A 12,248-nucleotide genomic window follows, 5' to 3' on the forward strand; every position below is an offset into this window, starting at 1 on the left:
GCTCATTAAAATTTTTTGTATCTTTATTCTAACTTTTAACTTACGATTTGTAATGGGTTTAGTATATGCTGAAATAGAGCTAATCAATGCAGGTGATTTAGAATTAGCTAGGAGATTTTATATTGGAGAAGACGAAATAAAACGGATGAGGGTAACGGGCCTGGTAGATACAGGCAGCTATATGTTGTGTATCAATGAGTCGATTCAGGCGCAGATGCAATTTCCGGTTATGGAAAAGCGTATTGGACAAATGGCCAATGGTGAGCGTATTGAGTGTGACGTAGTGAGCCAAGTAGAGTTGCGTTTTAAGAATCGCCGCACCATTTGTAATGCCATGATTTTGCCCGGAGATAGTGAAGTGCTTATCGGAGCTATTCCGCTCGAAGACATGGATGTTTTGATTCATCCTTTACGCCAAGAATTGATTGTCAATCCAGAACATCCTTATTTTGCACAAATGAAATTAAAAAATGTAAAATAAGTGATTGATTTTAAGGGTGTTTAATAGAAATAGGCTGCATTTAAAAAAAATGCAGCCTATTTCTATTTTTGTTTTTTTATATTTGCATCGAAAATAATCCTCACCATGAACATACCTATTTTTTCTTCTAAACAATTGTACGAAAAATATTTCTTCTGCAAGGAAATTTGTACTCTTAAATAAAGCTCACTGGCGTATTAAATCTAATTTTTCACTTAAATATCAATTCCACATGTTCAAAAAAAGTGTACTATTTTTGATTCTGTTTGTATCGTTTATGGCTTGTAAATCTGATAAAGACGAAGCCTGTATTGCCCCTTCTATCGAAAAAAATATCGTCAATACTTGGAAAGCAAGTATAATAGAAGATAATAAAGTAACCGATACTGGAGAGATGATTTTTTTAGCTGATGGTACAGTAAAAGACACTAAAAATATTATTGTAGGAGAACCTATAGATTCGATTACTTGGAAAGTAGTAGATGGAAAGGTAGAAATGGAATTTTCGGATGATGGTATATCAGTTGGATTTGGGTATTTTATAAAAGAAAATAGCTGTAATAAAATTGTTCTTCTTTCAGGGTTTTTTACTTTAGAACTGACCAAATAGTTTTACTTGTCAATACGACCCTCGGCAACGCTTTGAGCGTTGCCGAGGATGTTTAAAGAAAGACAGTTGCTATTTTTTGAAATCTTGAATATCATTATAAAGAGTAATGGACTTCAATACATTGTCCCATTCTTTGCCTCCAAATATCATCCTAAACCACTTTTTGTCTTTGTTTTTATAGTTGATATTGAAAAATAGCCAAAGAGAAACCAATACAAACAAAAGTGTAATGGCCAGGTTTACAATAAGATAAGACTGATTATTGACACTAAACATCTCCTTGCGTAGATAAAAGGTGCTCCAAACGGGAAGCTGCAAAAAAAGAATCCGTGCCACCCAAAGAGAAGAAGAGCGTAGAGATGTGAGCTTTTCTTGGGTAGCTACTACTGGGTCGCTGATATCGATTTGATGAATGACAATCAATTGATACAAATAAATAAAAAGAGCTAGTTTGGTTAATATGACCTGAATACCTGCCGAAATCAAAAAGAATAAACTTGCTACTTCGAATAGCTGCCAAAGAATGGTATCTATCACAAATACCCACCCAATACCTGCCAACATTGCAAATATTTTGATTGGTTTTATAGAGTTTAGCAAACTGGCAGCTTGCATTTTTGTGATGCTTTCAGTGTTTTTTTTGTTAATCAAAAGGCTTTCCTCTAACCGATTGTTATAAGATTGCCATAGTTCTTTAAGTGCTAATTCTTCCATTGTTTTAAAGATTTTGTTTAGAAAATCGTTGTCTTAGTTTTTCTTTTATTCGACCTACTTTTGTAGAAACATTGCTGACCGATAGTCCCAAAATATCAGCTATTTCGGTTTGACTTTTGTCTTCTAAATAAAGCAATATCAGTGCTTTGTCGAGTTCTTTGAGTTCGTCGATAAATTTTTCGAGTAGGCTCAATTGGTGCTCTTTTTCGGAAGATTCAAGCGCGGGAAGTTGATAAAAGTCTTCGTTGAGCGAAATGAGATTTCCCTCTCTAACAACCTTCTTCCGATGAAACGAAATCGCTACGTTTAGGGCAATACGGTACAGCCAGGTAGACAATGCAAACTGTGGATTATATTTGGGAAAATGCTGCCAAACTTGAATCAGAATCTCTTGCAGGAGGTCTTGGCGGTCGTCTTCATTTCGACAATACATTTTGGCTACTTTGAAAAAAAGCCCTTTGTTTTGCTGGACGAGTTGCTCAAAAAGTATTTTTTGGTTTTGAGTTTGCATAGGTGATTTTCCTAAGAAACAAGAGATAAGATATCTCCCCAAACAATACTTGAGGATAGGCTAGAAGCGGTGATTTGTTGTTTTTTCATAGAATCGAATCATTGATGTTTAGTTCTGTTTTGCACAATGATTCGCAGAAGGTGCCCAAATCTCACACCTATATTCTAAAATTTTTTGTCTAATACGAAACGCTTAGTAGTTAGGATTCTTTTTTTTGATTTTAGCACGCTTGGGAGCTTTAGGGGAAGAAGTTTCTTCGTCTTCAAAAAAATCATTTTGTGACCTATTTGAAGCGTTGTTTGCGGGATGTATGATGACCGAATGTGTGCCATCCGAATTTATTTTAGTCGTAGTAGGGCCGTTATTTATGATGACTGTATGAGAGCCATCAGGATTGGTTTTGGTGAGGGTATTTCCGGTGCGTACCATGGTAGTATGTGTACCATCGGGATTGACTTCCAGGGAGTGATTGCCATTATGATATATCACTGAGTGAGTACCATTAGGGTTTACTTTCACGGAAGTATTGCCGTTGTGGATAGTAGTGTGAGTACCTTCTGGAGTGACTTGGGTAGATATATTGCCATTGTGGTGAGTCACGGAATGTGTACCGTTTGGATTGACCTGAACCGACACATTGCCGTGATGGTGAATGACGGAGTGTGTACCGTCTGGATTGACTTGAATCGAAGGGCTTTGCGCATGTACAAAATCGACTCCTATAACTGAACAGAAACAAAGAATGAAAGCTTTCATGGATGGCTGATGTAGTTTAGAGGAGATAAGACATTAACTTATGTCGGTAAGTTTGATGATTTTGTGGTTGAAAAATTGGAAGATAGATTTACCATGCAGGCGCAGTTCATCACCTTTCTTAAGGCCGTTGGGAAAATCCATTTCTAAAATCGCAAAATAATCAATCTCTATTTCGGTCGTATCGTCTTTATGCTGAAAAGATTTGATAAACTGACGCCGTTTGGAAAAGTAGCTTTTTGCGACTTCGGCTTGTTCTTTAAAAGCGGCTAGGCCAGTTAGCGTCATATTTAATTGGCCGTGAGAGATATTTTCAAATACAATGTTGTTGTCAAAATCACCCACCATTTTGTCGGTATCGTATTCGTTGTAGCCTTCTACATAGTTACGAATCATTTGTTCTCTATTAATCATGATTTTTGGAGGTTAAGCATCTGGTTTTCAGTGAGATTACGAAGGTGTGGCTTTTTTCTGAATTTTTCCATTTTCAAAAGTCGCTTCGTATTCGATTTCGTCGAGTTTGTTGAATCGAATCCAATGACCGTGTTTTTTTCCGTGGTAAAAATTGCCCATTTGCCACAGCTGCCCTGTAGCTCTGTAAAATTTCCATTCTCCTTGCATCACGCCATGAAGCGCAGCGCCTTGCGCTTTGATAGTTCCGTCTTTGAAATAGTAGGTCAGTGTATCACCTTGCTGCTCGTGCATTATCTGACCGTTGTTATAATGATTTTTGGTATTCATCTATGAAGAGGTTGAAGATGAGGAGATTATTTGATTATTTGCATTTTGCAAGTGTATGCTCCGTAATTTGTCTTTAAAACAACAATATAGTTTCCATTTGCCAACGTGTGAGTATCTAGCAGATAGCTATGCTCTCCTTCTGGATAATATTCTTCTAATAAGGGTTTAATTTTAGCACCACTTTCATTGTACATAGAAAGACTTATAGGGGAAGCTTTGGGAAGGCTAAACTTAATTTGAGCCATATCGGTGGTGGGATTTGGGAAACTTTCTACTTGAATTTTAGAAGAAGGTGCTGTGGAGTTGATTGCTAAAATTACAACCGCTACCTCCTCTGAAAGCGTACTTTCGCAGCCTTCAGGACTTGCCAAAACTGAGTATTTTCCACTTAGTTGGGGTGTATATACCTGAGAGGTAGCTCCAGTTATGGGGACATTGCCGATATACCATTGATATCCTTTCTGACTAGTCGAAGCAGTTAGTTTTAGACCATCTTGCGTAATAGAAGGCTTTGTTTGTTTATTTTTTACTACCCATCCATTTGAAGTAGTGGTACATGTTGCTTCAGTAGCCGTAAGAGTGTAAGTTCCTGACTGGGTGATGATGAGGGTGGTGGTGTTTTCTCCAATTAATTCCTTGTCATTTAATTTCCATTGTAGCTTAGGTGACGTACCCGACACTGATGCTTCTAAGGTGAGACGTTCGTTGGGACAAATACTATTTAGAGGTGAATTGATTTGAACTGATAAGCGACTAGCTTGTAGTACGATTGGTTGGGAAGCGGAGTTACAGCCATTGGTAGTGGCAATGACTCGATAATTACCAGGTTGAGAAGCCACATAGCTACTATTATTGGCACCGTTAATATTTACCTCATCTTTTTGCCATTGGTAACTTACCTCATTTTGAGCTATTACTTCCAACGTAATAGAAGCATCCTTACAAATGAGGGTTGAGGCTACTGCTTTGAGGGAAGGTGGGGATGGCGGTATGACACTCAAATCAAACGGAAATTCATTAGAAAAACTTTTATCGCTCGAAACCACGCGCACCCGATAGCGATTTCCAGAAACTATGTTGGTAGGAATGGTAATAGTGCTCGAAACGTTTCCTCCCACAATCTCCCCAACTTTTAATGGAGAATTGAAATTGCCATTTACATCAGACAGTTCAATGGCATATACGCCCGAAATGCCCGTTCCTAAATTTAGAACTTCTATAGCTGCGGTGGTACTTGGACAAAGTTTAAGAGAAGATATACTATTGATTCCAACCCATCCCCTTAGATTGGCTTTTTGAGTTAATTGTTGATAAATTTCATCATCAATAGGAAAGTTGAGGGTTCGAAAATCTTCCCTAAAATCTTTCCCATATGCGGCAGAAATGGCGGCTACCATTAGGGTTGCTCTAAATTTACTAGCAATCTCGGAGTTGGTATTTTGGGCAAATTTATTTCTAGTATCTGCGTCAAATACATTTTGGATAAATTTCATAAGCCTCTGAGTAGGGATACGATAGCCTGTTTTGAGAGTGTTGCCATATTCCAAAAATTTATAACCAAGAGTGATAAAAGTTCCAAACGTTTCATCAGAGGGAGTAGAAGGATCATTCCAGGAAGAATATTTTTTGCCCTCATCTATATACTTTTGATATTGACTTTTGGCAAATGAAAAGGAACCATTAACATCTTTTTTTATGGCTTCTACTACCAAAGGACTGATGCCAAAATAAGAAGGATTGTTTAATATTTCGTAGCCAGTAGCATGTTGAAAAATCTGTGCTAATGATTCTGAAAATATAGCATTGGCCAGACCATCAATCTTTCCGCCTGAAATATAAGAGGAAGGTGTATTCAACGTAAAATTGTGCCCCATTTCATGAAAAAGAGATGAATAAGGTATCTCACTATTGAAGGTGCCCATGATGAGGCCTACTGGTTCTGAATACCAAAGCGAATATCCCCCGCCGTTTCTGGTAGGGTCCAGTAGGATAGCTTGTTTGTATTGATTATTAATCTTTAGTACATCTTGATTGACAAAATCGTATTGAATAGCGGCACTTACTTCCATGACGTACTGAATAACATTTCTAGGTGTACCACTAAAATCAGCGTCTTTGAAAGGGGATAAAATATTGGGTATCCCATAACTTGGCAAACGAGTACTCTGTAAATTAACAGAGGTCGGGATTTCTACGGCAAGGGAGGGGGGCAGTTGGATAGTACGAGTAACCGAGATAGACGATGTGAATATAATATTTAATAGGACAAAATCAGTACTGCCATTGCTGTAAGTGGCAGTGACTTTTAGAATATAGTCCTTTGTCTTGTCGGCATAGGTATGGCTTGTTGGAAAAAAACCGGTGGAAGAGGTGCCATCTCCCCATTCAAATTTGAAAGGAATAGTAGGAGCTTTGGAGTCAACTCCATTTACCTCAACAAAGCCAGTGGTTTGGTTGAGAGATGACACAGAAGGATTTAAAGTACTAGCGCCTTTGATGATTTTGTCATAACTGAAGTTTTGGGCACTAGAAAAATAGCTTGTCACAAAAGCTATTAAAACAAGTAAAGATTTTTTCATATCGTATTCTCTAATTTGAAGCACCGTAGCTATAAATAGCTCAATACAACAAATATAATGATTGTTAGAATTTTACATAGGAGTTGAAAACAAAAAAACAGGCTTGTCATTCGGAACAAGCCTGCTTCAAAATAAATGCTTTTTTTGTTTTAAGGAGTCGTGTTAAGCTATTTCCAAATGAGTACTTACCGCAATCCGGTTCCAAGTATTGATTGTGACAATAACCATCAGGATTTGGGCGATGATTTTTTCATCAAAAAATGCCTTGGCTTTAGCGTATGTTTCGTTTGAAAGTCCTCCTTGATGAATCAGTGTCACTTCTTCGGTCATGGCCAAAATGATTTTTTCTTCTTCCGTAAATAGGCTGGTTTCGCGCCAAGCATTGAGCAAAAAAATGCGTTGGGGTGTTTCACCATTCTTCAAGGCATCTTTGGTGTGCATATCAATGCAGAAAGCACAAGCATTGATTTGAGAAGCTCGGATTTTGATAAGTTCTTTATGAGTTTTTGCGAGTTGGATAGTTGCTAAATAACCTTCTAATCCCAGCATTGCTTTGTAGGCTTGTGGCTCTGTATGCTGGATATTTATTCTCTTTTCCATGGTCAATGATGTTTGGTGTTTAATGATGCAACAAAGGTAGAGACCAAGAAATCAAAAAAACTTAAACCAGTTTAAGAAAGCTTTTTAGCCCTGATTTCGCTGAGATATTCGGGCGTAAAACCTAGAAAAGAAGCAATCAGGTACTGAGGAATCCGCTGCACAAAGGCCGGATACTTTTGTACAAGTTGATGATAAAATTCTTCCTTGGAAAAAGAATATAAATACTTGATACGCATCTGCGAAGCGGCAAAGGCGCGTTGGTACACAAACCTAAAGTAGCGTTCGAGTTTAGGACACTGTTCTAGTAGTTTGTCTTGGTTGGGCTGATGAACCACCAACACTTCCGAATTTTCTACGGCTTGGATGTAAAATTCGGAAGGCAATTGCTTTTCAAACGCTAAGTGGTCGGTAAGCCACCAAGTTTCAATGGCAAATTCGGTGGTTTGTTCTGTGCCTTTTTCGTTGATAAAAAATTTCCGAAGGCATCCTTTTAGTACAAAAAAGTGGGATTTGCAGATTTGCCCTTCTAGCAGCAGGTTTTGTTTCTTTTTGACTTTAATTATCTCCACAAAGCCCATTACCTCTTGAAATTCATTTTCATCAATTTCAATAAATTTTTTTAAGTGCGATTTAAAAATGTCCGACATTATAGGAATAAAATTGCGTGATTCTATTGCACTGTCTAGCGCTGCTTTTGTTTATTGTTTCCACAATGTTAGTGGAAGTAAGTTGTTTATAATCAATAAAATACAGGAAAGTAAAATAAAGGTTAAACTCCAGAAATTCAATTTTTTTAGGAAATGTTTTTCATTTTGTAAACATACAAACAACGATATGCTTGCTCCTAAAGGTAACATAAATGTACCGAACGCTAATATCATATTGCCGATAGTTCTGTCGCCAATGCTCATAAAAGGCTGAGTAATCATAAACGGAATGGCTATAAGCAAAATAAGGATTGATAAAAAACAGGCTAGGAGTGGATGCTTTAGGAAGGAATGCGGACGTTTGATACTTTCAAAAGTACTCCAAAGTAAGACATACAATATACTTAAAATACCCAATGATAAAATAATGGCTATCGCTAATATCTGCCAGCCATTGACTTTCCTGAGGGTTAATAAGCCATTGCTAATGAATTTTCTGTTTTTTTCATTGGCATAAAAATAATGCGAAGCTTCCACTTTATCTTGTGCCCTGAAAAGATTTTTTCCTAAATAATGTAAGTGAATCGCCTGTTTTTGAAAAGGTTTAAACTCGGCTCCATCGTTGGTGATTTCTACTTTTGTAAACGAACCTACAAAGTCTAACAAGCCAAAAGGCTCTACTTTCGTAATCAATGGTACATAATACCCCGCCCAAGCACCTAAATCGTTGGTATTGATGGAGGGCGTTTTAGGAAAAGCAATTTTGGGGATTTGGAGATGTTGAATAAGTATTTCGTTAAATTGTTCATAATTAGCACTTTCGCTGTCCATGTTGTAGGCGATGAAAAAAGCCTTTTTTTCTTTTGGAAAAATATAAAACATGGCTTTGTAGCCGATGATATTGCCCGAATGACTAATTCCTATTACCTGATGACGGTCGCGTTGAGCAGCTCCCAAACTATACCCGACGGGCAGGCCATTGGATGCTGCAATGGTATGAGTAGGTTTGCCAAGAGCGGCCAAATAGGTGCTATCAATAAAAACAGATTGATTAATTTTTCCGTCGCTCATCAAAAACCTCAACAAAAGCCCCATGTCATAGGCAGTGGTGGTAAATTGCCCCGCCGGACGCAAATAAATAGGAAGTGCGGGAGCTTCGGTACCATCGTCAAAATGACCCATAGCGAGGTTGGGGTCGGCATTTTTTCCTACTTGACTCACAAAATGAGTGGTACTTTGGCGCATACTTAGTGGTTTGAGTAAGTGTTGGTCAAGATAGTCTTCGTAGCGCTGTTTTGTGACGGCCTCTATTAGCATGCCTAGTAAAGTATATCCCATATTGGAATAAGAAAATACCGTACCTGGTCTTTGCTTAGTGATGAGCACCTGTTGATTTTTCTCATAAAATGTACTAAGCGCCGTGTCGGCGGTGGCGGTAGTGCTGAAAAAATGCCACAAGCGTAAATCACTTAAGCCAGAGGTGTGGTCCAGCAGATTTCTAATAGTGATAGGATGAGTACTTTCCCAAATATTAAAAAAAGGCACTTTAGGGAGGTACTTTTTGACTGGTTCATCGAGGGAAAGTTTTTGTTGGGTTGCTAATCTCAAAATCCCTAACGCTACTATTGTTTTGGTAATCGAGCCTACGTGTACTTTGTCAGTAGGTTTTAGGGGTTGTTTTGTCGTAAAGGATTTGACTCCGGCACTGTGGGTATAAATAGAGTCGCTAGCTGTCACTGTAGCCCACACTGCCCCCGATAGCTTTTCTTGCTGGAGCAGTTGATCGATTTTTTTTGGTAAATTATTTTGAATTTGGGCGTAAACGTTTTGACATAATGCGAGAAGAATGATAAATACAGGAACGAATCTTTTAACTTTCATAGGGAGTTGTTGAAAACTTTTCGGTTTTGCGGACTGATTGCGGTATGATAAAGCCCCAATTTCATCATCTTTGGTCGATTAATCAAAAGGAACACTTGGCCTTTTGATATTTTTATTTAGAAAAGCATGACTTTCTTGAGAAGTTAAGAACAGTCCCAAGTAAATACGCAAAATAAAAACCCCACGTCGCATCGGTGCTCCGACTTTAGGCTAGGGTCTAAAGAAGAGCACAACATAGGGCTTTAGCCTTGATTTTTATCGCATTGTCATCAAAAAAATCAGGGCTAAAGCCCTCGTTATATCCTTCTTATTTATAGGCCCCAGCCTAAAGGCTAGGGTTAGAAGATAACATTTATTGTATGAATTAATTTTGCTTAGTTACTCAAGTAAATACGCAAAATAAAACCAGACTTTGCGGGAAATATAAGCAAAAAGCTCATTCTGGGTATGGATAGCTGAGTAAGGTTCAAAAATTTTTAGAAGACAGATAAGAATGAATTAAATTTTGTCTTTAACTTTGTTTTACAAAGTACTTTTAAAATTTAATTTTTATGGCAATTGCTGATAAATTAGACGTTCTACATGCAGGAGTAAAGAAAAACCGATGGTTTCGCTATTTTGCTATTTTCAATCGGATTGTTTTGGCGGCGGGCTTCTTGCCGTCGGGCTATGTCAAAATAGCAGGGGAGCGTTTTACGTCTCTTTCCAACAATCACCCAATGGGTCATTATTTAGAAGCACTACATCATACGGGCTACTACTATACTTTTATCGGTGTGGTACAGATGACGGCGGCGTTTTTTTTGCTTATACCCCGCATGGCTACGCTAGGCGCGGTGCTTTATTTTCCGTTGATACTAAATATTACTATTTTGTCGTATGCCGTGCGGTTTGATGGCTCGTTGTTGACTTCTCCCTTAATGGTCTTGGCCAATTTGTATCTTCTTTGCTGGGATTACGACAAATTGAAGTTTATTTTTCCTTGGAGTCCCCCTACGCATTTGGAACTGGAAGCGAAAAACTCTCCATCGGTTTCTAAATTTCCGGCGCGTTTTTTTGCAGGCGTGGCCTTAATATTGATAATAGTAGTAACTGCGATTGGAAATGCTTTCGATATTAGACCTCGCAATACACCTCCAGAATGTAATACACAATGTCAGCAGAGCCCGAATCCCAAGGCTTGTCAGGATTTTTGTGAGTGTATTCATGGGCAAGGACAGCCCCTTGATAAATGCCTTGATGCTTATCACAAAGCGATAGAAGATAAGTAATGAATTGTTTATAATGTATTGATTATTAGTGTGTTTGAAAAGACTCCCCAAAAAATAAAAACTTTTTGGGGAGTTCCCTATTTCCATGCTTGTCTTCGCCCAACCATCCACACAAACTGAATGAAATTAAACTCCATTTGGTCAAACATTACTTTTTTGCCTTCGGCTTTGAGGTGGAGATTAGGCGTATAGCGAAGGTTGGTACGCAACAACCACGTTTCCGAACGACTAATGCGAATATCCCAGCCAAAAATGACGCCTAATGCTACTTTTTTAGCTTCGTATGATTTGGAGATGCCGTTGTCAGTATCCGTAAAGCGCAAGTCTTCATAGGCTAAAGTAGGGCCGACGTAAGGCACAAAACCGTGGTAATCGCCCAAAAATTTGTAAGTTTCAAAGGTATATGAACGGCGTTCGTAATTGAGGTGTACGCCATAGCCGCTCATGCCGTAGCCTAATTTACGATACGAAACGCCCACGTTCATATCAGCATGATGAAAATATCTCCCTAAGGCCATATCGGGAATGAGCGCTCCTGGGCTTGCCTGTTTTAGAAAAGGATGTTTCTCTTTAACATAGTCTGATTTTGATATTTCAAATGTTCCAGAAGGCCCGATGCCCACGTACCAGCAGTTCAAGCGGTTGCGGGCTTGTAGTTTTTTCACGCCCATTTTCATGTATTTTTCGCCGTATTTAGAAGCCAGACCTCCGTTGGAATTAATCCAATAACTCAAGCCCACGTTGAACGACCACGGGGAAACTTCAAGCGCCCCGTATTGGGTACGTGACAATGGATATTGAAAATCAGTATGGCGCTGGTAGTTCAGCCCCGCTTGAAACAACATCTTGCGAGTAGCATAAACTGCCCCAACCTGAAAAGGGAATACTGTTTTACTAACCGAAGGAACCGTTCTGTAAGGCAGATTAGGCTCTTTTGAGACTTGGGCAAAACCGATTCCTTTGAGTGTAATCCCTACAAAAGGACGTAGTTTTCCTTCAGCAACTGCCCACGGGAAAAATCGTGCCCCTGTCTCTACTCCTTCACTGTAAGAGACGTTAGCTAATTCGGCTGGGATTTTTTTACCCAGTCGAGCTACGGGAATCGCTACATAAAAATCCGCATGTCCCCAAAAGTGCGTTCCCCCCAATAAAATACGCGGTGAGGTAGTTCCCCCAAAATCAACCGATGACAGACCACTCGGACTGAGGTATTGTGTTGTTCCGCCTGTGGTCGTAAAAGCGTCTATTCCAAAGTAGGATTTGGCAAATGACGTCCGAACTTTTAAGCGTTCTACTGTTGTGTCTTTTTCGGCGGTTTGCGCTTGGGCTGAAAAAGAATGAAGCACCGCACAAGCAGCAAAAGCAAAAATACTTCTTTTGAGAGTGGCTGTTAGGTTCAATAAAGCTTCCATAAAATAACGGGTTTGTGTTTTTGACTGACACAAACGTAGAAGCCTAAA

The 12,248-nt window shown here is 38.8% G+C and carries 13 protein-coding genes; 3 read left to right on the top strand and 10 right to left on the bottom strand.

Annotated elements, in window-relative coordinates; genetic code table 11:
• Window positions 1–52: 52 nt before the first annotated feature.
• Both G563_RS36385 and G563_RS0131315 read left to right on the top strand, forming a co-directional pair.
• A complete protein-coding gene (locus G563_RS36385; RefSeq protein ID WP_051211326.1) occupies window positions 53–481 on the top strand; it encodes an aspartyl protease family protein in 429 nt (142 codons plus the stop codon).
• A gap of 232 nt (window positions 482–713) precedes the next feature.
• Entirely contained in the window at window positions 714–1,091 is a 378-nt protein-coding gene (locus G563_RS0131315) for a hypothetical protein (RefSeq protein ID WP_028668814.1), read from the top strand.
• A gap of 69 nt (window positions 1,092–1,160) precedes the next feature.
• Here the strand turns inward: G563_RS0131315 and G563_RS0131320 are convergent, their stop codons facing one another.
• The 9 genes from G563_RS0131320 to G563_RS0131360 form a co-directional block, all read right to left on the bottom strand.
• A complete protein-coding gene (locus G563_RS0131320) occupies window positions 1,161–1,805 on the bottom strand; it encodes a hypothetical protein (protein WP_028668815.1) in 645 nt (214 codons plus the stop codon).
• Between the two features lie 4 nt (window positions 1,806–1,809).
• On the bottom strand, window positions 1,810–2,316 hold the full coding sequence (locus G563_RS0131325) for an RNA polymerase sigma factor (RefSeq protein ID WP_028668816.1): 507 nt from the start codon (window positions 2,314–2,316) through the stop codon (window positions 1,810–1,812).
• Window positions 2,317–2,508: 192 nt separating this feature from the next.
• Window positions 2,509–3,072 carry a hypothetical protein gene (locus G563_RS0131330; RefSeq protein WP_028668817.1) on the bottom strand — a complete coding sequence of 188 codons (564 nt, stop codon included), beginning with the start codon at window positions 3,070–3,072 and terminating at the stop codon, window positions 2,509–2,511.
• Between the two features lie 33 nt (window positions 3,073–3,105).
• A complete protein-coding gene (locus G563_RS0131335) occupies window positions 3,106–3,483 on the bottom strand; it encodes a nuclear transport factor 2-like protein (protein ID WP_028668818.1) in 378 nt (125 codons plus the stop codon).
• Window positions 3,484–3,519: 36 nt separating this feature from the next.
• Window positions 3,520–3,810, bottom strand: a complete 291-nt coding sequence (locus tag G563_RS0131340) for a toxin-antitoxin system YwqK family antitoxin (RefSeq protein ID WP_028668819.1) — start codon at window positions 3,808–3,810, stop codon at window positions 3,520–3,522.
• A 26-nt stretch (window positions 3,811–3,836) separates the two neighbouring features.
• The gene (locus G563_RS0131345; RefSeq protein ID WP_028668820.1) at window positions 3,837–6,389 is read right to left on the bottom strand and encodes a T9SS type A sorting domain-containing protein; all 2,553 of its coding nucleotides are present in this window, start codon (window positions 6,387–6,389) and stop codon (window positions 3,837–3,839) included.
• A 162-nt stretch (window positions 6,390–6,551) separates the two neighbouring features.
• Entirely contained in the window at window positions 6,552–6,989 is a 438-nt protein-coding gene (locus G563_RS0131350; protein WP_028668821.1) for a carboxymuconolactone decarboxylase family protein, read from the bottom strand.
• A 71-nt stretch (window positions 6,990–7,060) separates the two neighbouring features.
• Window positions 7,061–7,636 (bottom strand): Crp/Fnr family transcriptional regulator, encoded by a 576-nt coding sequence (locus tag G563_RS0131355; RefSeq protein ID WP_028668822.1) that lies wholly within the window; start codon window positions 7,634–7,636, stop codon window positions 7,061–7,063.
• A gap of 51 nt (window positions 7,637–7,687) precedes the next feature.
• A complete protein-coding gene (locus G563_RS0131360) occupies window positions 7,688–9,517 on the bottom strand; it encodes a serine hydrolase domain-containing protein (protein ID WP_028668823.1) in 1,830 nt (609 codons plus the stop codon).
• A gap of 551 nt (window positions 9,518–10,068) precedes the next feature.
• Between G563_RS0131360 and G563_RS0131365 the strand changes: the two genes are divergently transcribed.
• Window positions 10,069–10,788, top strand: a complete 720-nt coding sequence (locus G563_RS0131365) for a DoxX family protein (protein ID WP_037328694.1) — start codon at window positions 10,069–10,071, stop codon at window positions 10,786–10,788.
• 77 nt (window positions 10,789–10,865) lie between these two features.
• Here G563_RS0131365 and G563_RS0131370 read toward each other — a convergent pair whose 3' ends face one another.
• Window positions 10,866–12,200 carry a hypothetical protein gene (locus G563_RS0131370; RefSeq protein ID WP_028668825.1) on the bottom strand — a complete coding sequence of 445 codons (1,335 nt, stop codon included), beginning with the start codon at window positions 12,198–12,200 and terminating at the stop codon, window positions 10,866–10,868.
• Between the last annotated feature and the right edge of the window lie 48 nt (window positions 12,201–12,248).

Source organism: Runella zeae DSM 19591 (assembly GCF_000423565.1).
GTDB lineage: Bacteria > Bacteroidota > Bacteroidia > Cytophagales > Spirosomataceae > Runella > Runella zeae.